This is a genomic window from Myxococcus sp. CA005 (assembly GCF_006518205.1).
Lineage (GTDB): Bacteria > Myxococcota > Myxococcia > Myxococcales > Myxococcaceae > Myxococcus > Myxococcus xanthus.
This window is the reverse complement of the sequence record NZ_SRLV01000053.1, coordinates 25,251-48,254: the sequence shown is the minus strand read 5'-3', so window position 1 is coordinate 48,254 and position 23,004 is coordinate 25,251. Positions and strand designations below refer to the sequence as shown.

Here is a 23,004-nt window from a genome sequence, read left to right as displayed (position 1 = left end):
TGTTCGACGCAACCTGCCGTAATTGCGGAATTCTGCGCTCCATTGGAAAAAATGCGGCATGTCGCCTTTTAACTTACATCCGATCGGGCACTAATCTCTCCGCCAGGTGACAATCTGTCACTTGGTCGCCTTCTGACCGTGACTGGGAGTTTCGGCGATGGGGCCGGAACCTTGGACCCAGGCTGTAAGGAGGGCGACCACCCCCGCCGTCGTAAATGGAGTTTCCCCACGTGAGAAGGTTGGTTGCCACGCTGTCCGGGCTTGCCCTGGTACTGTCCGGTACCAGTTCCGTCGCCCGGACGCTGCCGAACTATGATGCACTCCAGGACGCGAAGCCCGCGGGCCGTGCCGCCGCGGGATTCAAGCCGGTCAACAGCAGCCTGAAGGGGGCGCGGGTCGCCCACAAGGACTCGCTGACCGGTTCCCCGACGTTCATCTGGACGCACCCGACCTCGGAGCAGACGAAGCTCCGTGGCGAGTACGCGAAGATGTCTCCCGCCAAGGCGGCGCTGGCGCAGATTTCTGCCCACGCTCCTCTCTACGGTCTCGCTTCGTTTGAGGCCGCGGGCGCGACGGTCACCAACGTCAGCACCAACACGCAGGGCGTGAAGGTCGTGACGCTGGCCCAGGAGTCCTCGGGAATCGAGGTCTTCCGCCAGTCGCTGAAGGTGCTGCTGAACAAGCACAATCAGGTGGTTGCCATCTCCGGCAGCCTCTCCAAGCACGGTTCCGCGGAGATCCCCAAGGGCAAGGCGCGCTTCACCGTGCCCGCGACCGAGGCGATCGCCGTGGCCTACAAGGACCTCACGGGCGCCGCGCTGGACCGCAACCTGCTCACCCGCGTGAGCGACGCGAAGAAGGGCGACAAGTACTCGCACTTCACGCTGGCCAGCTACGCGCGTCCGCTCGAGGAGGGGTTTGTCATCCCCGCCCGCGCGAAGCAGGTCTACTTCCCGCTGCCTGGCAAGCTGGTCCCCGCGTACTACGTGGAGATCAACACGAGCCGCGCGAACAGCGTGGACTCGGACTACTTCGCGTACGTCATCTCCGCCACCGACGGTCAGTTGCTGATGCGCAACAACCTGACGGCGCACGCGGAGTTCAGCTACCGCGTGTTCTCGGACACGACGCCGCCGTACACCCCGCACGACGGTCCGATCGGCAGCGGCGGTACGCCGCACCCGACCGGCAACCCGGACGGCTACCAGTCGCCGTACGTTCCGGCGAACCTGATCACCCTCGAGAGCCTCCCGTTCAGCCGGAACGATCCCTGGCTGCCGGACGGCGCGACGGAGACGCAGGGTAACAACGTCGACGCGTACGCGGACCTCGCCGATCCGGACTACTACAGCCCCGGCGACCTCCGTGCTTCCGTCACGGCCCCGGGCGTGTTCGACCGGATCATCGACTTCGGCATCCAGCCGAACGCCAACAACGAGCAGATCGCCGCGGCGACGACGAGCCTGTTCTTCCTGAACAACTGGCTCCACGACTGGTACTACGACGCCGGGTTCGACGAGGCCTCCGGCAACGCCCAGCATGACAACTTCGGGCGTGGCGGCGTGGGCGGTGACCGTCTGCATGCGCAGGCGCAGGACTACAGCGGCACCGACAACGCCAACATGCGCACGCCGGCGGACGGTGCGTCGCCGCGCATGCAGATGTACCTGTTCGCCGGGGCGCGCAACTCGCGTCTGACGGCGAACGCTCCGGCGGAGGTCGCGGGTGACTACGAGGGTGGCGTCTCCTCCACCTTCGGTCCGCAGACCTTCAACGTCACCGGCGACGTGGTCGCGGCGCTGGATGCCGCCAACACCGCCGGCCCGACGGACCGTGACGGCTGCACCGCGCTGACCAACGCGGCCGAGGTCGTTGGCAAGATCGCCATCATCGACCGCGGCACCTGCGGCTTCGTCGACAAGGTGACCAACGCGCAGAACGCGGGCGCCATCGGCGTCATCATCCACGACAACGTCGCGGGTCCCACGATCGACCTGGGCGGCGACTCCACCACCATCACCATCCCCACGCTTCGCGTGAACCTGGATGATGGCAACGTGCTGCGCAGCGGCCTGCCGGCGCTCAACGTCACCCTGTGGCGTGGCCCGACCGCGTGGATCGACGGCACCATCGACAACGCCATCGTGGCGCACGAGTGGGGCCACTACATCAGCAACCGCCTTGTCGCGAACTCGTCCGGTCTGGTGAACAACCAGGGCCGCTCGATGGGCGAGGGCTGGGGTGACTTCACCGCCCTGCTGATGATGGTTCGCGCCGAGGACATCAACGTCCCGTCCAACGCGAACTGGAACGGCGCCTACGCCGCCGCGGGCTACGCCACGCGCGCGGACGCGAACTCCGAGTTCTTCGGTATCCGCCGTGGCACGTACTCGTCGGACCAGACCAAGAACGCGCTGTCGTTCCGTCACATCATGGACGGCGTGGCGCTGCCCACGGGTGTGCCGTTCAACGGCAACACGGGTCAGCCGAACTCGCAGGTTCACAACTCCGGCGAGATCTGGGCGACGATGCTGTGGGAGTGCTACACGTCGCTGCTCCGCGCGCATCCGTTCCAGGAGGCGCAGGACCGGATGAAGAGCTACCTGGTGAACGGGTACAAGCTCACGCCGGCGGCCCCCACGTACCTGGAGGCGCGTGACGCCGTCATCGCGGCGGCCTACGCCAACGACCCGGCGGACGCCGAGCGGTTCTGGACGGCCTTCGCCAAGCGCGGCGCGGGCGTCGGCGCCGTGGCTCCGGACCGCTACTCCACGAACCACGCCGGTGTCGTGGAGAGCTTCGTGGTCGGTTCGGCCATCCAGATTGTGTCGGCCGAGTTCATCGACGACGTCGAGGCTGGCTCGTGCGACCTCGACGGCATCCTGGACAACGGTGAGACGGGCCGCATCGAGGTCACCGTGCGCAACGCGGGCGCACTGCCTGCGTCCGCCTCCAGCGTCAACCTGTCCTCCGCCTTCTCGGGTCTCGAGTTCGGCAACGGTGGTCAGGCAAGCTTCCCGGCCATCCCCGTGTTCGGTACGGCCACGGTCTCCATCCCGGTCTCGCTCACGGGCGCGACGGGCCAGCAGGACGTGACCATCGACATCGCGGCGCGTGATGCGGGCCAGGCGATCCCCGGCGACATCACGGACAGCATCATCCTCACGACGCACTTCGACGAGCGTGAGAACTCCTCCAACATCGAGGACGTTCAGATCTCCCCGTCCAAGCTGCCTTGGGAAACCGAGTACGACGAGGCCCTGACCCCGGCCGCGTTCAGCGTGGTCACGTTCCCGGACGGCAACCGCACGTTCTACGCGGAGAACACCGCTTCCTACGCCGACGTTCGCCTCATCTCGCCTGAGCTGCACGTCAGCGCGACCGAGCCCTTCGTGATCAACTTCATGCACGCTTGGGACTTCGAGGATGACTACGACGGCGCCACGGTCGAAATCTCCGAGGACGGTGGCCAGACCTGGGTGGACATCGGCGATCCGATCCACAACTCGGTTCTTGAGACCTACCCGGGCAACCTGAACCCGCTGGCTGGCAAGCCCGCGCTGTCCAGCTACAACCCTCAGTTCCCGGGCATGCTCCCTGCGACCATCGACCTGGGCACGGCCTACGCCGGCAAGACGGTGCAGGTCCGCTTCCGGGTCGGTACGGACGAGAGCGGCGGCTACACGGGCTGGCTGCTGGACGACCTCGAGTTCAACGGCATCACGAACACTCCGTTCGCCACCATCGCGCCCGAGGATGGCGTTTGTGTGAACCCCTGGCCCATCGCCAACGCCGGTCCGGACCGGTCCATCGCGCCGGGTGAACTGGTGAGCCTCTACGGTTCGGCTGCCGATCCGGAAGGCCAGCCGGTGACCTTCACCTGGGCACAGACGTCTGGCCCTGCGGTCACCCTGGCGGGTGCCAACACCCTGAACCCGTCGTTCACGGCGCCGCAGGTTACCGAGTCCACCGCACTGGTGTTCACGCTGACCGTCTCCGACGGCGTCAAGACGTCCACGGACTCGGTGACCGTGACGGTGGCGCTCCCCAACAATCCGCCCACCGTGAACGCGGGCCTCGACGGCATCGTCGAGGAGCGCGCTGAGTACACGCTGAGCGGCTCCGCCAGCGATGCGGATGGCAATGCCCTCACGTACCTGTGGACCCAGGTCTCCGGTACGCCGGTGGCGGTGAAGGACTACACCACGCCGACGGCGACGTTCATCGCGCCCGAGGTCACGCTGGATGAGTCGCTGGTCTTCCGTCTGACGGTCAGCGACGGCATCGCCACGGTGAACGACACGGTCACCGTGACGGTCACCAACGCGAACCGCGCGCCCATCGTCTCCGACACGTCCGTGGCCTTCGCCGCGGGCACTGTCACCGTGACGGCCTCCGCGGTCGACCCGGATGGTGACGCGCTCAGCTACAGCTGGGAGCAGACGGGTGGTTCGACGGTCGCCATCAATGGCGCCGACACGTCCGCCATCTCCTTCGCCACCCCGGTCCCGGGTTCGTACGAGTTCACCGTGACGGCGACGGACGGCTCGGCCTCTGCCTCCAAGGCGGTGCCGGTGACCATCATCGATGGTTCTCTGCCGGCGAACTCTGCGCCGACCGTGAACGCGGGCATCGATGCCACGGCGAACGCTGGTGACGTCGTGACGCTCAGCGGCTCCGCGAGCGACGCCGAGGGTGACACGCTGACGTACCACTGGGAGCAGATCGGTGGCACGGATGTGACCCTGACGGGCGCCGACACCCTGACGCCGTCGTTCACCGCGCCGAGCACGGCCAGCGGTACCACGCTCGGCTTCATCCTGACGGTCAGCGATGGCACCTCGACCACCAGCGATGCCGTGCGCGTCATCGTGGCGGCGGACCCGGGTGCCAACCCGAGCAACACTGCTCCGGAAGCGGACGCGGGCGAGTCGGCCATCGTGGCGGAGGGCGCCACTGTGACGCTCAACGGCACGGCGACCGACGCTGACGGTGACACGCTCGTCATCGTCTGGACGCAGATCGGCGGCACGCCCGTGACGCTGTCTGACGCGTCCTCGCTGACGCCGACGTTCACCGCCCCGGCCTCCTCCGATCCGCTGACCTTCCTCCTGATGGTCAGCGACGGTACGGCGACTGTCGTCGACGTGACGTCCATCAGCGTGACCGAGGAGAACGTCGCGCCGGTGGCGTCCGCTCGCGCGGTGCTCTCTGGCAACCAGACGTCGGCCACGCTCGACGGCTCGGCTTCCAGCGACGCGAACGGCGATGTGCTGACGTACCGCTGGACGCAGGTCTCCGGCCCGAACGCGACCATCTCCGGCGCGGACCAGGCGGTTGCGGTCGTCAACCTGCCTGACCTCGACGACAAGACGGCGTCGTTCTCGTTCCGCCTGACGGTGAAGGACTCCGCGGGCACCGAGAGCAGCACCACCGTGCAGTTCTCCGCCCGCAACGGCGGTGACAGCGGTGGCTGCTCCGCGACGGGCGCGGGCGCTCCGGTCGGCATGATCGGCCTGGCGCTGCTCGGCCTGCTGCGCCGCCGTCGTCTGAACTGAGACGCGCGGGTCCTCCTCCTGCCTCCGGGTGGGAGGAGGCCTCCGCGGGGCCCGGATGAAGTGAGTGTCCGGGCGCCGCGGAACGCCGACTGAAGATGAATTTCCTGGCGGCCGGCTCCCGGATTCAAGGGGGCCGGCCGTCGACTTTTCCGGGCCGAGGCGCCGCGGACCTCAGAGGGGCCGCACGTGCTCCGCGAGGCGTCCGGTGGCCATCAGCTCGTGCAACGCGTCGCCCATGCGCTCGCTCTCGGAGACCACCTGGTTCCAGGCGCGCATGCGCTCGGCGTCCTTCATCCGTTCGAAGTCGACCCGGTCTGGGATCCGGCCGCCAGGAAGGCGGGCCACCAGCTCCGGAGACGGGGCGATGAGCAGCGCCCTGCGGAAGTTCTGGGGCCGTGCCCGCCGCCACCGCAGCGACTTGTCGAACCAGCCCGGCACCACGTACGGGTAGAAGTGCGGGTACAGCACCAGGCCCGTGCCTGGGCCGAAGTCCAGGTCCAGGTGGTAGTCGACCACGCCGCCGTCGCGAAACACGCCCGCGGGCGCGCCGGGAATACGCACGCCACTGAAGAGCAGGGGGATGGAGCCTGACGCCAGCAGCGCCAGCCGCAGGTTCTCCCGCGTCAGTGGCAGGTGGGTGGAGGGCAGGTCGTTGAGCCCGGTGAAGGGGCTGGTGTCCCCGGCCGTGTGGAAGATGACGCGCTCCATGTGGAGCCCCAGCGTCCGTCGGCTGACCAGGTTGCCCAGGGCGCAGAGCACGAGCCCGAAGAGCTGCGCCCCCGGGCCTTCCATTCCCACCGCCCCCCGGCACAGCGCGGTGACGACATGCAGCCGTGCCCAGGGGTGGTCCAGAATCTCCGCTTCACCATCCTCGCCCAGCAGCGCATCCAGGATGCGCTCGCAGGTCTCGCTCACCTGGGTGGGCGTGGGCTTGGGCGGATAGCGTTGGTCGATGTACGCCGCCTCGAAGCGGCGCAAGGCCAGCACCGGGTCCTTCTGGGCCATGCAGGCGAGCCGCCAGCTTCCAATGGAACTGCCGATGAGGTGGAGGGGGCGCGAGCGGTTCTGGAAGAGGCCGGCGAAGAGCGCCCGGTCCAGTCCCGCCAGCACCAGCCACTTCGGACCGCCGGAGGCGCCGGGGACGACGTCCACGTCGTCCCCGCGCAAGCCTCGTTCGCGAATGAGCCGGAGCGCGTCCGGCCCGGCCAGGAGCGTGAGGTGGGAGGCCATATCGGCCCGCCAACCTAACGAAGCCCCACCGGGGTTGCGACTCTTCGCGTGCCGCCGGGGTGCTGTAGCCTCCCCACCATGAAGAAAACCGCAGCCTCTCCCGGCTCCCCGGTGGGCCTCAGCCGCCGCACCGTCCTGCGCGGAACGGCCGCTGCCACGGCGCTCGCCTCACTGGATGTCCCCGCCCATGCGGCCCCGACGCCGGCGCGGCCCTTCGAGCTGGCCGAGGCCACCGTGGTGGACCTCCAGGCCGCGATGAAGGCAGGCGAGCTCACCGCGCAAGGCCTCGCGGAGCGCTACCTCGCGCGCATCGCCGACTGGGACTCGCGCGGGCGCCTGCCGCTGCGCTCCGTCATCGAGCTGAACCCGGACGCGCTCGCCACGGCCGCCGCGCTCGACCAGGAGCGCCGCGAGAAGGGACCCCGGGGCCCGCTGCACGGCATCCCGGTGCTCCTCAAGGACAACATCGCCACCGCGGACCAGATGCAGACGACGGCGGGTTCCCTGGCGTTGGTGGGCGCGCGGCCGTCTCGGGACGCGTTCATCGTGGAGCGCCTGCGAGCCGCGGGCGCGGTCATCCTGGGCAAGACGAACCTGAGCGAGTGGGCCAACTTCCGCTCCACGCGCTCGGCCAGTGGCTGGAGCGCGCGGGGTGGCCAGACGCGCAACCCGTATGCGCTCGACAGGACGCCTTCGGGCTCCAGTTCGGGGGCGGGTGCGGCCACGGCGGCCAACTTCTGCGCCGTGTCCGTGGGCACGGAGACGGATGGCTCCATCGTGTCGCCCGCGGCGGCCAGCGCGTTGGTGGGGCTCAAGCCGACGGTGGGACTGGTGAGCCGCTCCGGCATCATTCCCATCTCCCACAGCCAGGACACGGCCGGCCCCATGACGCGCACCGTGGCGGATGCCGCGGCGCTGTTGAGCGTGCTCGCGGGCGTGGACCCTTCGGACGGGGCGACGGGGGCGAGCCGGGGCAAGGCCCATGCGGACTACACCCGGTTCCTCGATGTGGACGGGCTGAAGGGCGCTCGCATCGGCGTGCCCCGGGAGCGCTTCTTCGGCTACCACCCGGCCACCGACGCGCTCGTGGAGGAGGCCTTGGCCTTGATGAAGTCCCGCGGCGCCATCCTCGTGGACCCGGCGCCGATTCCCGCGGTGGCGCAGGTGGACGCCCCCGAACTGGAGGTCCTCCTCTACGAGTTCAAGGCGGGGCTGGAGGCCTACCTTGCGACGTTGGAGGAGGGGACGGCCCCGCGCACGCTCGCGGAGCTCATCCGCTACAACGAAGCGCACGCGCCGTCGGAGCTGCCGTACTTCGGCCAGGAGCTCTTCCACATGGCTCAGGCCAAGGGGCCCCTGACGGACAAGGCCTATCTCAAGGCCCTCCAGGCTTGCCGCCGCCTGTCGCGCGCGCAGGGGCTGGACGCGGTGATGAAGAAGCACCAGCTGGATGCGCTGGTCGCGCCGACGCAGGCACCCGTGGGGCTCATCGACCCCATCAACGGTGACCACTGGCTGGGCAGCAGCTCCACGCCCGCGGCCGTATCAGGCTATGCCTCCATCACCGTGCCCGCGGGGTTCGTGTACGGCTTGCCCGTGGGGCTGTCCTTCATCGGCGGGGCCTGGAGCGAGCCCGTCCTCTTGAAGCTGGCTCATGCCTATGAACATGCGTCGAAGCACCGCCGCCCGCCCACCTTCGCGGAGACGGCGGACCTGCGGGTGCACGCTGGCGCGGGAAGCCCACCCGCGAAGCCCTGACTCAGGGCTCCGGCGACGTGGCCCAGGGCGTGGTGGCCTGGAGCACGGCTTCTTGGAGCGCCTCCGTGCGCAGGTGCGCGATGTGCTGGTACTCCGGGTCCGCCACCATCTGTAGGAAGGCGGCGCGGCTGGGATAGCGGACCAGGAGCACCGCGTCCCATGTCTGTCCGGGATCGGCCACCAGCGCCGTGGAGCCGTCTCCGGCGTAGAGGGGCTGGGCGCCCACCTTCTGGATGAAGGGCATCACCGCGCTCGCATAGGCCTCATAGGACGCGCGGCCGCCTTCCTTGAAGCGCACCAGGTTCAGGATGACCACGGGGCCTCCCGGATCCTCCCGCATGAAGCGTTCAACGTCGGTGTGCTGAGGATCGACGGCCATGGTGCCTCCTCGGTTCGGGATGAAAGCTATTCCAACGTGCCAACGGAGCTGCCACCGGGCTGCTCGCGCTGGTGGTCGAGATACGCGGCGAAGCCTGCCTTGGATTGGATGCGGAAGGCGGGGATTCGGGCGAGCGCCTCGGGCGGGAAGACGTATTGCTCACACACGAGGCTGGCGCGGGTCGCGCCTTCCTGGCTGCCAGTGAAGGGCCGCACCTCGTGTTGGAGGTCGCCGCGGAAGTGCACCAGCAGGCCCTCGCGTGGGCGGATTTCACCCACGGGGGTGTCATTCTGGAGAAGGCGCAGCTCACCACCCTGGGCGCGCTCGGGGACCTGGAGATACAGCACGCTCACGTGCCGGGGCGTCGCGTCGGGGACGCCGCTGGGCTCCTGCAGTGTCGCGTCGATGTGTCGCCCCACGCCGCGCCCCGCATCGAGCAACAAGAGGTTGAGATAGAATGCATTGGGGGCGGGCCGCTCCCGCCGCGAACCCCAGAGCCGCTCATGCCAAGGCAACAATCCTGTCGCATGGAGCGGGTCCAGCACGTGGGCCAGGTAGGGCACCAGGAAGGGGAAGCGGGCCTCCAACGTGGCGCGGCCCTCGTGCGTGAAGATGAAGGCAAACCCCCGGCTGGCCTGGAACGTCCCCATCAACGGACTGCGTGCCACGAAGCGCGAGCCGAGCAGGGCGGTCCGCAGTTCGTGAAGCGCGCTGCGGGGCAAGGCCTCTCGGCGGGTGATGTAAGCACGCACGGGGAGACTCGGACTTCAGGGTGAATAAGAGAACCGTAGCAGTTTTACAGCCTACCTTATAGGTTGCAGCTTAGCCGATGCTACTCAACTCCTTGGAGACGGACACATGAGCCAGCAACCTCGAGCCTCTCACGCGCCTCCGCCCGCCGCTCTGCAGATGACGCAAATGGTCTATGGCTTCTGGGTTTCCCGAAGCCTTCAAATCATGGCGGAACTCGAGCTCGCGGATACCATCGGTGATACGCCCAAGACGGTCGAGGAGCTCGCCGAGGCGAGTGGGACTCATGCACCCACGCTGCGCCGGCTGTTGCGACTGCTCAGCGGCCTGGGTGTGCTCGTGAAGGATGAGTCCACGCAGCGCTGGGCCCTCACCGAGCTGGGCGGAATGCTTCGCAAGGACAACCCCGGCTCCGTGTATGGCTCGCTCCGGGCGCATGGACACATCCTGTCGTGGCAGGCGTGGGGAGACCTGGTCACCGCATTGAAGACGGGCAAGCCCACGGTCGAGAAGTTCATGGGCGACACGTTCTTCAACTACATGACGACGCATCCCGACGTCGCCGCCATCTTCAATGGCAGCATGGCCGCGTACCAGACGCTGAACGCGCCCGCCGTGGTGAACGGATATGACTTCTCCTCCGCGCGCAGCATCGTCGACGTGGGCGGCGGTACGGGCATGCTGCTGACGCACATCCTCAAGGCCAATCCCGGCGTCCGTGGCACCGTCTTCGAAATGCCACACGTGGCGGTGGAGGCCCGCGAGCGAATCGCCGAGCAGGGGCTGTCGCCGCGGTGTGACGTCGTCGCTGGTGACTTCTTCGAGTGCATCGTTCCCGAAGGCAAGGACGTCTACATCCTGTCGCAGATCCTCCATGACTGGGATGACGAGCAGAGCCTGCGCATCCTCAAGTGCATCCGCGCGGCGATGCGTCCCGACTCGCGGTTGCTCATCGTGGAGACGGTGCTGCCCGGCGACAACGTGCCCCACTTCGGCAACCTCTACGATCTGGCCATGCTCGTGCTCGTGGGCGGCCGGGAGCGCACGGGGCCGGAGTACACGGCGCTCTTGGAGAAGGCGGGGCTGAGACTGTTCAACGTCTTCCCGACGACGATGCCGCCCAGCGTCGTCGAAGCCGTGGTGGCCTGAACCACCAGCGGTCGCTGTGAGGCGGGGGCTCAGTGGTCCGCCCGCCTCCGGCGCTGCCGGGACGTGTCGAGCATGTTCAGCAAGGCCTTCTCCGAACAGTGGAGGCTCCCGCTCCGCGTCTCCGCCAGCTCGTCCACGGAGTCGAACCAGGTGTTCACCACCTGGCCGCGCTCGAACATGGCGCGCACGGACGGGTAGATATGCGAGGACCGCGCCACCGCGGGGGGCCCAGGTACTCGGCGGCCTCCTTCACGGCGGCCACCATGGTCTTCGTGAGCACCGTCTTCTTCACCGGGCCACCGGTGTCTCCGGAGGGCAGGGGCCGTACTCTCGCGCTGGATCCGCTTGAGTTGCGTCTCGGGCCGGGCTGCTGGCCGGGGACGGGACTGCCGGGTTGGTTCCGCGTGAGGGGCCGTGCGCCTTGCGTCAGGGGAATCCCGCCCGCCCCATGTGAGCCGTCCTCCCGTGGTGCTCAGGGGGGGGCCGCGCGGCAACGCAGGTGCCGACCGGCCGCCCGCCCAGGGACAGGGCAGAAAAGCGCAAGGCGCGTTTTCGATGGGAATGACATTCGTTTAGAGTGGGGAGCAAGCCGTATGAGCGCCTTCCTCGACACCATTCTGGCCTTCCCGACCGCCATCTTCACCATCGTCCTCGGCGTGGTGATGACGTACTGGCTGTTCGTCATCGCGGGCGCGGTCGGCATCGACCTGTTCGATGGGGACATCACGCTGGAGTCGGGCGGCAAGGCGCTGAGCGGGGCCATCGAGGGCGGCGGCAAGGCGCTGGGCGGGGCCATCGAGGGCGGTGGCAAGGCATTGGGCGGGGCCATCGAGGGCGGTGGCAAGGCATTGAGCGGGGCCATCGAGGGTGGTGGCAAGGCATTGGGCGGCGCGAAGGCGCTGGGCGCCCATGACGCGGATTTCGACGTCGACGGTGGCGGAGTCCTGGCGGCCATGGGCTTCGCGGGCATCCCCATCACCGTGTCCGTGAGCTTCGTGGCGTTCATCGCCTGGCTCCTGTCGGTGGTGAGCGCGCAGCCGCTGCACGAGGCGCTGGGCGGGATGATGCCGTCGTGGCTGTTGAGCAGCGGGCTGGGGCTGGCGTGCTTCGCGGCGGGGACGGTGACGGCGGGCTTCGCGGTCCGACCCCTGCGGCCGGTGTTCGTGACCAGGCGCGCCCCGGGGCGCGACGCGCTGATGGGCCGCGTGTGCACCATCTCCAGCGGCAGCGTGACGGCCAAGACGGGCCACGCCACCTTCGAGGACGGCGGCGCGGGCGTCATCCTCAACGTCGTCTGCGCGAAGCCCAATGAACTCAAGCGAGGGCAGCCGGCGCTGATCCTCGCCTACGACGCCGAGCGGCGCGTCTACGAAGTGGAGCCGGTCGACTGGCTGCTGCCGGAGGAGATGGAGCAGCTCCAGGATCCGGCCCGCGCCGCGGCATTGGCTCGCGTGAAGGCACGAGGCTGAGTCTTACCGGTCGCGCCGAGGGGGCGACCGTCACATTCGACGCCGGAGGGCTTTTGCGGGGGATCTCCGGCGCCTGATACAAGGCCCGCTGTCATCATCAATCAGGAAATGGCCATGGACCCCATTACCGCGGTCGCTGCCGGCATCGGTGGCATCATCCTTCTCGGAGGCATCCTCCTCACCATCGTCCGGCTCTACCGGCAGGTGGACCAGGGCAAGGTGCTCATCGTCAACACGCTGAAGAACGAGCCGGTCGTCACCTTCACCGGCGCGGTGGTGTTCCCCATCATCAACCGGGCCGAGGTGATGGACATCTCCTTGAAGACGGTGGAAATCGACCGCCGTGGCAAGGAAGGCCTCATCTGCCGGGACAACATCCGGGGTGACATCAAGGTCACCTTCTTCGTCCGCGTGAACAAGACGCGCGAGGACGTGCTGAAGGTGGCGCAGACCATTGGCTGCGCGCGTGCCTCCGACCAGGAGACGCTGGAGAACCTCTTCGAGGCCAAGTTCTCGGAGGCCCTCAAGACGGTGGGCAAGAGCTTCGACTTCGAGGAGCTCTACACCAAGCGCGAGGAGATCAAGGACCAGGTCGTCAACGTCATCGGCCGTGACCTCAGCGGGTACATGCTGGAGGACTGCGCCATCGACTTCCTGGAGCAGACCCCGGTCGAGATGCTGGACAAGGACAACATCCTCGACGCGCAGGGCATCCGGAAGATCACCGAGCTGACGACGAAGCAGAATGTCTTCACCAACGAGCTGCGCCAGGACGAGCGCATGGCCGTCACCAAGCGCAACGTCGAGGCGGATGAGGCCATCTTCGCCCTCGAGCGTCAGCGTGAAGAGGCCGCCGCGAAGCAGAAGCGCGAGATCGACAGCATCCAGGCCCGCGAGACGGCCGAGGCCGAGCGCGTGAAGCAGGAGGAGTACGCCAAGGCCCAGCTGGCGCGCATCAAGGCCGAGGAAGAAATCAACATCAACGAGCAGAACAAGGCCCGGCAGATCGAGGTCGCGCAGAAGAACCGCGAGCGCGTGGTGGGCGTGGAGACCGAGCGCGTGGAGAAGGACCGCGCCCTGGAAGCCATCAACCGCGAGCGTGAGACGGAGCTGCAGCGCATCGCCAAGGAGAAGGCGCTCGAAGGCGAGAAGAAGCTCATCGCCGACGTGGTGCGGGCCCGCATCGCCGTGGAGAAGACGGTGGCGGAGGAGGAGGAGCGCATCAAGGACCTGCGCGTGAAGGCCGAGGCCACCCGCCGCAAGGACGCGCTGCTCATCACCGCCGAGGCGCAGGCGCAGGAGAAGCTGGTCAAGGACATCAAGGCGGCCGAGGCCTCCAACGAGGTGGCCAAGTTCACCGCCAAGGAGAAGCTGACGCTGGCCGAGGCCGAGCTGGAGGCCGCTGACAAGACGGCGAAGGCGAAGGTCCGTCTGGCCGAGGGCGTCCAGGCCGAGGCCGCCGCCGAGGGCCTGGCCGAGGTCCGCGTGAAGGAGGCCGACGCGCAGGCGCAGGAGAAGCTCGGCATGGTCAACGTCCGCGTGAAGGAAGCCGAGGCGGGCGCCATCGAGAAGCAGGGCCACGCGGAGGCGAACATCGTCCGCGAGAAGCTGCTGGCGGAGGCCGCGGGTGCGCAGGAGAAGGGCCTGGCTCAGGCGCGCGTGCTGGAGGCGGAAGCCAGCGCCATCCAGAAGCGCGGCGAGGCGGAGGCCATTGCCACGCGCGAGAAGCAGCTGGCCGAGGCCGCTGCCATCCAGGAGAAGCTGCTGGCCGAGGCCCGCGGTCTGGCGGAGAAGGCCGCGTCCATGAAGCTGATGGACGGCGTCGGCCGCGAGCACGAGGAGTTCCGCCTCAAGCTCAACAAGGAGCGCGACGTGGAGCTGGAGGCCATCCGCGCGAAGAAGGACATCGCGCACGCGCAGGCCGAGGTGCTGGCCAAGGCGTTCGCCAACGCGAAGTTCAACATCGTCGGTGGCGACGGCCAGTTCTTCGAGCGCTTCGTCAAGGCGGTGTCGTTCGGCACGGCGGTGGACGGCGCGCTGGACCACGGCGAGGCGCTGAAGACGGCGCTGGGCGGCTACCTCAACGGCGAGAAGGACCTGCCGGCCGACCTGAAGGAGATTCTCTCCAAGCCGGGTCTGAGCAACGACGCGCAGAACCTGGCCGTGGCCGCGCTGCTGCACAAGATGGCGGCCAGCCCCGTGGCCGCGACCTCGGCCGGCCTCAAGGCGCTGGTGGAAGACGTGGCGCGGCCGGGCACGGTCGACAAGCAGGGCTGACAGTCCCAATGGGCCACCGCCGTGAACAGGCGGCGGTGGCACGGCCGTAAGACGACCCTCACTCCGGCCTCCCCTCCGGGGTGGCGCCCCTCCGCTCGGGAGGGTGCGGGGGTGGGGGTCTTCGCATTTCCGGTGAACACTCATGGCAACTGACGGTGGCAAGGGCGCGGCGCCCGCGGGCGAGGCGGCGCTGGAAGGCGGCAGCTACGAGGTCATCCGTTCGCGGCTCCTGTCGCAGGCGGATGTGCTGGGCGCGAAGGCGACGGACCTCAACGGGCGGCGCAAGGCGCTCTTCGGTGGGACCGAGCTGACGGTCATCGGCAACGAGCGGGTGCGCACCGAGAACAACTGCGTCCCGTGCGATATCGCCAGCGTCGGCAAGTACCTGCTCTTCGGCTACAACGTCTTCATCGGCCTGAAGCGGGAGACGTCGGTGTCCGACGTGTTCTCCCTGCACAAGTTCGAGAAGACGGCCGACGGGTACGACTTCTCCGCGGCGCCCACCTCCGAGGCCGGCGGGTTCCTGGCGGACCCGCGCTTCGTGAAGGACTTCGGCGAGCTCTACAAGTACTACAAGGACGCGAAGCTCCTTCAGATTCGCAAGCTGGACTCGCGCCTGCTGGCCGTCTTCCAGACGGGCCAGTCGCTGCGCGACATCAAGGTCTTCCGCTTCAGCCTGGACCTGGAGGGCCGCGCCACCTACCTGGACAACCAGGGCGAGCGCGACCACGTCTTCCCGCCGTCGCACGACTTCGAGTGGACGGTGGCCACGCGGGACAACTACGTCACCGGCCAGCACCCGCACGTCAACGTGCTGGACCAGGTGTTCGTGGAGACGGTGAAGGGCGACCTCACCATCAAGGTGGAGGACAACACCTCCACCGGCATGGGTATCTACAGCGAGCCCGTGGACGACCCGGACCAGTCGCTGGACGATGCCGAGTTCGCCTGGGCCCAGGTGGGCACGCTCATCCTGCTGCGGGTGCTGCCGTTCCGGGAGAAGACGCACCGCTACCTCGTCTTCAACTCGCGCACGCAGCACGTGGTGCGCATCGATGCCATGGGGCAGGCGTGCGTGCGGCTGCCGGAGGACCAGGGCATCGTCTTCCCGGGCGGCTATTACCTCCAGACAGGGGACTTCAAGGTCTTCGACGGCGCCGCGGCGTCGGAAGGCATGGAGTTCAAGCGCGCCATCCGCTCGCCCAACGGCGAGGACGTGCTCTACATCTTCCACCGGCGGACGGACGGCTGCTACGTCCTCTTCCCGTACAACCTGGTGCGCAAGGAGGTGCAGAACCCCCTGGTCGCGCACGGCATGAGCCTGTTCTCCGACGGGCAGCTCGTCATCTTCCGCTCCGCGTCGGATGAGCCCACGCGCGTCCACCCGATGCAGGTGTGGCAGACCCCGTTCGTATCCGCCGAGCACGCGGCGGGGACGCCGCCGGCCCCGGGCTACCTGGGCAAGGTGGGCAACGCGGAGCTGGTGCGCGGCATCTCCGACGCGCTGACGATTCAGCGGATCGCGAAGTCGGAGAAGCCCACCCGGCGCACGTATGAGGACCTGGTGTCCTCGGCCACCCGCGCGCTGGACGCGTACTACTGGCTGGGCCATGAGGAGACGGGCCTCCAGGAACCGGTGGAGACCCTGCGGCGCACCGCCGAGCTCATCATTGATGAGTTCGAGAAGGTGGTCGCGATGCAGAAGCGCGCCACCGAGTCGCTGGCGGCCGCGGAGGTGGAGCAGGAGACGCTGCTGCTGCGTGTCCAGCCGGAGAACCTCACGCACGCGGAAGCCTTCATGCAGGCGCTGGCGGACCTGCGCAAGCAGCGCGGGCACCTGATTACGTTGAAGGACATCCGCTACATGGACCTGGGACGCGTGGACGTCCTGGAGACCGCGGTGGTGGAGGCGTCCGACCGGGTCAGCACGGCCTGCGTGGAGTTCCTCCAGACGGGCGAGGCGCTGGCGCCGCTGGCCTCGCGCCTGGACGAGCTGCTGGCACAACTGGAGCCGGTGCAGACGTCCGTGGAGCTGGCGCCCCTGGGCGAGGACGTGGAGCGGACGGCCCACGGCCTGGAGGTCCTGGGCGAGGTCGTTGGCGGTCTCCAGGTCGGTGACCCGCTGGCCCGTGCGCGAATCCTGGAGGGCATCTCCGAGCTGTTCAGCCGCCTCAACCGCGTGCGCGCCAGCCTCGCGGCCAAGCGCAAGGAGCTGTCCGGCCGGGAGAAGCGCGCGGAGTTCGGCGCGCAGTTCAAGCTGCTGGGGCAGAGCATCGAAAGCTCGCTGTCGCAGGCGGACAGCCCGGAGCGCTGCGACGAGGCGATGTCCCGCCTCACCGTGCAGTTGGAGGAGCTGGAGGGCCGCTTCGGCGAGTTCGACGAGTTCCTGGAGCAGATCACCCAGAAGCGCGAGGAGCTGCTGGAGGCCTTTGGCGCGCGCAAGCAGTCACTGTTGGACGAGCGGCAGCGCCGCGCGCAGAGCCTCTTCGGGGCCGCGGAGCGCATCCTCCAGGGCGTGCAGCGCCGGGCCAAGTCCTTCAAGACGGACGACGAGCTCAACGGCTACTACGCCTCCGACGCGATGATCCTCAAGCTGCGCCAGCTGGCCGACCAGCTGATGGAGCTTCAGGACAGCGTCCGCGCGGACGAGGTGATGTCGCGCGTGAAGTCCGCCAAGCAGGACGCGCTGCGCGCCCTACGGGACCGGCAGGACCTGTTCGCGGATGGCGACAACGTCATCAAGCTGGGGACGTACCGCTTCAACGTCAACACGCAGCCGCTGGACCTGACGCTGCTTCCGCGCGACGGTGAGCTGTACCTCCAGCTCACCGGCACGGACTACGCGCAGAAGGTGGATGATGCGGAGTTGCTGAAGTACCGCGACCTCTGGGAGCAGCACCTGGTCTCCGAGTCACCGGCTGTCTACCGCGCCGAGTACCTCGCGGGCTGCCTCTTGGCGGACGCGGAGGATGGCAAGCGTGGCCAGTCGCTGGATGCGCTGCACGAGGCGCTCATCAGCGGCACGCTGCTGGAGAAGGTGCGCGCGTACGCGGCCGACCGCTTCGACGAGGGCTACGAGCGCGGCGTCCATGACGCGGACGCGGTCTCCATCCTGGAGAAGTTGCTGGGCCTGCACCAGGGCGCCGGCCTGTTGCGCTTCGCGCCGGTGCCGCGCGCCTGGGCGGCGCTGTACTGGGCCTTCGACGCGGACGAGGCGGCCCGCACCGTGTTCCAGCGGCGCGCGCGCAGCCTGGCGCGGCTGCGCACCACCTTCGCGTCCGGCGGCAGCATGGCCGAGGTGGGTGAGGCACTGGGCGAGCGCATCGCTACGTTCCTCACTGCGAACGGCCTGGCGCACTCACCGGCCGAGCCGCGGCAGGCGGGCCGTTACCTCGTCGAGGAGCTGGGCGCGGAGCGTCCGCGCTTCACCACCAGCGGCGAGGCGGTGGCGCTGCGGGACGCGTTCCTGCATGAGCTCGACCGGCACGGGACGCGGTCCGCGTTCGAGGACGACCTGCGCGGCCTGGAGAAGGACCTGGGCGCCCGGCTGGATCTCGCCCGGGTGTGGCTGGACGGCTACCTCGCGCAGCGCGAGGGGGGTCCGGGGGATTCCGTCCATGTGGCGCTGGAGACGGCGGTGCTGCTGCTCACCGGCTCCAAGCTGGACCGCGAGACGGCGGGCGCGCTGACGGCCACCGAGGTCTCCGCGCTGCTGGGCAATCATTCGCGCATCCAGGACCGGAAGCTGCCGCTGCGCCTGGACGAGTTCCTGGCGCGCCTGGGCGAGTTCCGGCAGGTGCGGGTGCCCCAGTACCAGGCGTACCGTGCGCTGCTGAGGGACTTGCTGGAGCGCGAGCGCCGCAAGCTGCGCCTGGAGGAGCTGACGCCGAAGGTGCTGTCGTCCTTCGTGCGCAACCGGCTCATCGACGAGGTGTACCTGCCGCTCATTGGCGCCAACCTGGCGAAGCAGCTGGGCGCGGCGGGCGAGGGCAAGCGCACGGACCGCATGGGCATGCTGCTGCTCATGTCGCCCCCGGGCTACGGCAAGACGACGCTGATGGAGTACGTCGCCAGCCGCCTGGGGCTCACCTTCGTGAAGGTGAACGGCCCGGCGCTGGGTCACTCCGTGAAGTCGCTGGACCCGGCCGAGGCGCCGAACGCCACGTCCCGGCAGGAGGTGGAGCGCATCAACCTGTCCTTCGAGATGGGCAACAACGTGATGCTCTACCTCGACGACATCCAGCACACGGACCCGGAGCTGCTCCAGAAGTTCATCTCCCTGTGCGACGGCCAGCGCCGCGTGGAAGGCGTGTGGAACGGCCGGACGCGCACCTATGACTTGCGCGGCAAGAAGTTCTGCGTGGTCATGGCCGGCAACCCGTACACGGAGACGGGTGAGCGCTTCCGCATCCCGGACATGCTCGCCAACCGCGCGGACACCTACAACCTGGGTGACATCCTCGACGGCAAGGAGCACCTGTTCGCGCTCAGCTACATCGAGAACGCGCTCACGTCGAACACGGTGACGGCGCCGCTGGCCACGCGCGACCCGGCGGACACGCACCGCCTCATTCGCATGGCGCAGGGCGAGGAGGTCCAGACGGGCGAGCTGAAGCACGGCTACGCGGCGGCGGAGCTCCAGGAAATCATCGCGGTGTTCCAGCGCATGTTCCGGGCCCAGTCGGTGCTGCTGAAGGTGAACCTGCAGTACATCGCCTCGGCGGCGCAGGACGAGCGCTTCCGCTCCGAGCCCGCGTTCAAGTTGCAGGGCAGCTACCGCAACATGAACAAGCTGACGGAGAAGATTGTCTCCGCGATGACCGACGACGAACTCGAGCGGCTCATCGACGACCACTACCAAGGCGAGTCCCAGACGCTGACGACGGCGGCGGAGCAGAACCTGCTCAAGCTGGCGGAGATGCGCGGGCGCCTGACGCCGGAGAAGGCGAAGCGCTGGGAGGACATCAAGCAGGGCTTCGCGCGCGTGAAGCGCATGGGCGGCAAGGACGACGACCCCGTGGCCCGCGTCACCGGTCAGCTCAGTGGCATCGAGGAGCAACTGGGCGCGGTGCGGGACGCGGTGGTGCAGGCGGCCAACCACGTCTCCGCCAGCCAGGCGCGTGACGAGCAGCCGGGGCCCGTGGTGGAGGTGCTGCCTCGCCTGGAGTCCCTGCGCGAGGCCGTGCTGGAGGTGGCCCAGGTGGGCCGCGAGTCCGTGAAGGCCGCGAAGGCCATCCCGGCGCCCGTGGTCGCCGCGCCCGTGGCCGCGGGGCCGGACCTGACGCCGTACCTCAAGCACATGGCGCACCTGCTCAAGGCGCTGACGGAGCGGGTGGCGGCGCAGTCGGAGCGTCCGCCGGAGCCTCCGGCGGAGTCCGCGCCCACCGTGCGGATGGCGGCACTGGCGCCTTCGCCTGACTTCGGTGCGTACATGGAGCAGCTCTCTCGCGCCATCACCGCGCTGGCGGAGCGTCCTGTGAACGTGTCCGCCAACGTGCCCGCGGAGGCCTTGCAGCGCACCGCGCTCGCGGGGCCGTCACCCGCCGAGCTGAGCCGTCAAATCGAGCTGGTGGAGGGCGTGCTGCTCCCGCTGGAGCGCGCCTCGCGCCGCGCCATCCAGGGCGAGGGCGAGGGCGTCATGAAGTCGCTCCAGGTCTGGCAGAACGTCACCGAGGCCCTGGAGCTGTTGCGCTCCATGCTGCGGCGCTGAACCGCGCGCCGCGCGCTAGCGGAACTGGCCAGAGCCCTCGGCACTGCGGTTGTCGAGGACTCTGTCCAGCGTGTCTTCCAGTTGCTGGCCGTCCACGGCGGTGACGCGCACGGAGAAGGGGCCGTCGCCCATTCCACTCAAGTTGACGAAGTAGTTGTAGCTCTCGCGCGGGACGTCCTGCCATCCACCGGTGCCGCGTCGCCACTCCAGCTTCTGGATGGGCAGGCGGTGGTTGCGGACCTGGATGGCAGTCCACCAGGGATTGCTGCCGTTCTTGAAGTGGTACTCGATGTTCCCCGCCACGTCGCAGGACACCGGCGTCCAGGTGATGTTGACCCGGCCCTGCTGCATCTCCGCGATGCGGGCGAAGGCTTCCCGGCTCAGGTCCAGGTGGCCGGATTCACACTCCGGGCAGCGGTCCACGATGCGCACGCGGACCGAGCCCTTGGGGCCGGTGATGTCCACGCACTGTCCACAGGCCGCGCTGTTGGCGTACTGGGGCGTGTTCATGGCGGCCACCATCAAGTCACCTGTTGGCTCGTAGCTGCAATTGCCGGAGCCGGTGGCATTGTAGAAGGTGGCGATGCCCTGTTGCTCCTCGCCCAGCGGCGCGCCGCCGCCAGACGGGTCGTCACTGCAACCGCCACAGGCGACGAACACCGCGGCGACAGGGAGGAGGAAGCGTCGGGACTTCGAGCGAAGGGGGTGCATGGCCACTCAGCATACCCCGCAAAAACGGCATCGGGGTGGAAGGGCCCCCGGGCACCCTCCACCCCGACGTGTGTGCGGGCTTGCGCCCCGGTGTCAGCGGCCCCGGACGGAGGCGCCCTTGAGGGCGCGGGCCTGCGTCACCAGCCGCACGAACTCCTTGCGGTCGGCGTCACCCTCGGTGGCGCCCTCGGCCAGCTTCTCGGCCGTGGCCAGGCTCCAACCCTCCGCGGAGGGGCTGTCGCGGAGGACGTCGGCGGTGGCGGCCACGGCGACGGCGAAGCGGAAGTCCGGCGACGCCTGCGCCAGCGTGTCACGCAGCTTCGTGCGCTCGAAGCGGAATTCGCGCTCGGAGGCCTCGGTGCCGTTGGGCGCCTTGGCGCGGACGCGGACGGTGGCCAGCGCCTCGGTGGCTTCACCCGTCAGCTCCACCTCGTACACGGCGGTGACGTTGTGGCCGGCGCCAATCTCGCCCGCGTCCACCTTGTCGTTGCGGAAGTCGTGGTCAGCGACGTCGCGGTTCTCATAGCCCACCAGCCGGTAGCGGCGGACGGCGGCGGGGTTGAACTCCACCTGGAACTTCACGTCCTTGGCGATGACCTCCAGCGTGCCGGTGAGCTGAGTCTCGAACACCTTCTTCGCCTCGCGCAGGCTGTCCACGTAGAAGCAGTTGCCGTTGCCCTTGTCCGCGAGCTTCTCCATCAGGTCGTCGCGGTAGTTGCCCATGCCGAAGCCCACGGTGGTGAGGGTGACGCCCTCGGCCGTGTACTTGTGGATGCTGTCCAGCATGGCGTTGGCGCTCACGTTCCGGCCGATGTTGGCGTCACCGTCGGTGAGGACGACGACGCGGGACACCACGCTGCCGGAGGCCTTCTTCACGGCGTGGCGGTAGGCCAGTTCCATGCCGGAGCCCATCGCCGTGCCACCACCGGCCGTGAGCGAGTCGAGCGCGGCGTGGATGCTCTTCGCGTCGGTGGCGGGCGTCGGCGGCAGCACGTCCCGGGTGTTGCCCGCGTAGGTGACGATGGCGACGGTGTCGTTCTCGTTGAGGTTCTTGACGGCGACCTTGATGGCCTCCCTCGCGAGCGGCAGCTTGTCCTCCGAGTGCATGGAGCCGCTCGTGTCCACGAGGAACACGAGGTGCGCGGGCTTGCGCTGCGAGCGCGAGACCACCTTGCCCTGCACGCCCACGCGCAGGAAGTGGCGCTTGGCGTCGAAGGGCGAGGGCGCGCCCTCCAGATGCACCGCGAAGGCGCCCGTCTCCGGGGGCGCGTAGCGGAACTTGAAGTAGTTGACGAACTCCTCCACGCGGACGGCGGAGGCGGGCGGGAGCTGGCCGTTGACGAGGTAACGGCGTGACACCGTGTACGACGCGGTGTCTACGTCCGCGGCGAACGTGGAGAGCGGGTCCTTGGCCGTCTCGACGAAGGCGTTGGCCTTCCAGGCCTCGAAGGTGTTGCCGCCCGCGGGAGCGGCGTCTTGTGGTTTGGACTCGAGGGGCGCGCCCGCCAAGGCGTCAGCGGACGGCTTCATGGGGCGCGGTTCGCGCCGGTGCAGCTCGGCCTTGCCCAGGGAGACCTTCTTGGCGGCTTGCGGCGCGGGTGCGCGCGCAACGGGCCCGGCGAGCGCGGAAGCCGGGGGAGCCGCAGGGGCCGGGGCTGCCACGGAATGCTCGGCGCTGGCCCGGTCCGCGACGTACTCCTCTCGCTCAGGAGCGTGCGCGGCGTCGTCATCCCTGGCAACGGACTGTGCGGCCCCCAGGCTCGGCCGCTCGTCGGCGGCGGGGCTCCGGTTGTGGCACGCGGGCAGGGTGCTGGCGACGAGAAGGGCACTTCCCCAGACAGTCAGTTGGCGCTTCAGCGAGAAGGGGGACATCAGGGCTCCAAGGTCGGTGAGTAGGTCGCCTCCCGAAAACGCATGGCCCGCGAGAAAGGGTCTAAAGCCGAATGAATTTTCCGGCGAACACCCGGGCCGGGCGTCCTTGTCTGGAGCACCTCCGTCTGACAGGGTGCCGCG

At 68.6% G+C, this 23,004-nt stretch carries 12 protein-coding genes; 6 read left to right on the top strand and 6 right to left on the bottom strand.

Translation table 11 applies throughout. The annotated features are described in order from the left end of the window. Window positions 1-215 precede the first annotated feature (215 nt). Complete coding sequence (mepA, locus tag FMQ63_RS22835; RefSeq protein WP_011553590.1) at window positions 216-5,558, top strand: myxosortase-dependent M36 family metallopeptidase MepA; 5,343 nt, start codon at window positions 216-218, stop codon at window positions 5,556-5,558. A gap of 171 nt (window positions 5,559-5,729) precedes the next feature. Here mepA and FMQ63_RS22830 read toward each other — a convergent pair whose 3' ends face one another. Continuing rightward, entirely contained in the window at window positions 5,730-6,788 is a 1,059-nt protein-coding gene (locus FMQ63_RS22830; RefSeq protein WP_011553591.1) for a patatin-like phospholipase family protein, read from the bottom strand. Between the two features lie 78 nt (window positions 6,789-6,866). Between FMQ63_RS22830 and FMQ63_RS22825 the strand changes: the two genes are divergently transcribed. Next, window positions 6,867-8,546 (top strand): amidase, encoded by a 1,680-nt coding sequence (locus tag FMQ63_RS22825; RefSeq protein ID WP_026113999.1) that lies wholly within the window; start codon window positions 6,867-6,869, stop codon window positions 8,544-8,546. Window position 8,547: 1 nt separating this feature from the next. On the opposite strand, the gene FMQ63_RS22820 is transcribed toward FMQ63_RS22825, so the two are convergent. Next, window positions 8,548-8,925: a DUF1330 domain-containing protein gene (locus tag FMQ63_RS22820; RefSeq protein ID WP_011553593.1), complete on the bottom strand. Its 378-nt coding sequence runs from the start codon at window positions 8,923-8,925 to the stop codon at window positions 8,548-8,550. A gap of 26 nt (window positions 8,926-8,951) precedes the next feature. Then, the gene (locus tag FMQ63_RS22815; RefSeq protein WP_011553594.1) at window positions 8,952-9,677 is read right to left on the bottom strand and encodes a 2OG-Fe(II) oxygenase; all 726 of its coding nucleotides are present in this window, start codon (window positions 9,675-9,677) and stop codon (window positions 8,952-8,954) included. Window positions 9,678-9,783: 106 nt separating this feature from the next. Between FMQ63_RS22815 and FMQ63_RS22810 the strand changes: the two genes are divergently transcribed. Further along, window positions 9,784-10,824: a methyltransferase gene (locus FMQ63_RS22810; RefSeq protein WP_231405823.1), complete on the top strand. Its 1,041-nt coding sequence runs from the start codon at window positions 9,784-9,786 to the stop codon at window positions 10,822-10,824. A gap of 29 nt (window positions 10,825-10,853) precedes the next feature. On the opposite strand, the gene FMQ63_RS22805 is transcribed toward FMQ63_RS22810, so the two are convergent. Then, window positions 10,854-11,012: a hypothetical protein gene (locus FMQ63_RS22805; RefSeq protein WP_228556472.1), complete on the bottom strand. Its 159-nt coding sequence runs from the start codon at window positions 11,010-11,012 to the stop codon at window positions 10,854-10,856. A gap of 405 nt (window positions 11,013-11,417) precedes the next feature. Here FMQ63_RS22805 and FMQ63_RS22800 point away from each other — a divergent pair, with 405 nt between their 5' ends. From FMQ63_RS22800 to FMQ63_RS22790, 3 genes are all read left to right on the top strand, one after another. Continuing rightward, window positions 11,418-12,293, top strand: coding sequence for a hypothetical protein (locus FMQ63_RS22800; RefSeq protein WP_020478301.1), 876 nt, complete (start codon window positions 11,418-11,420; stop codon window positions 12,291-12,293). Between the two features lie 114 nt (window positions 12,294-12,407). Further along, on the top strand, window positions 12,408-14,570 hold the full coding sequence (locus FMQ63_RS22795; protein ID WP_171439636.1) for a hypothetical protein: 2,163 nt from the start codon (window positions 12,408-12,410) through the stop codon (window positions 14,568-14,570). 142 nt (window positions 14,571-14,712) lie between these two features. Continuing rightward, window positions 14,713-20,280 (top strand): DNA repair ATPase, encoded by a 5,568-nt coding sequence (locus FMQ63_RS22790; RefSeq protein ID WP_011553598.1) that lies wholly within the window; start codon window positions 14,713-14,715, stop codon window positions 20,278-20,280. A gap of 15 nt (window positions 20,281-20,295) precedes the next feature. Here the strand turns inward: FMQ63_RS22790 and FMQ63_RS22785 are convergent, their stop codons facing one another. Both FMQ63_RS22785 and FMQ63_RS22780 read right to left on the bottom strand, forming a co-directional pair. Continuing rightward, complete coding sequence (locus FMQ63_RS22785) at window positions 20,296-20,991, bottom strand: expansin EXLX1 family cellulose-binding protein (protein ID WP_216609154.1); 696 nt, start codon at window positions 20,989-20,991, stop codon at window positions 20,296-20,298. Window positions 20,992-21,084: 93 nt separating this feature from the next. Then, a complete protein-coding gene (locus FMQ63_RS22780; protein ID WP_011553600.1) occupies window positions 21,085-22,863 on the bottom strand; it encodes a von Willebrand factor type A domain-containing protein in 1,779 nt (592 codons plus the stop codon). Between the last annotated feature and the right edge of the window lie 141 nt (window positions 22,864-23,004).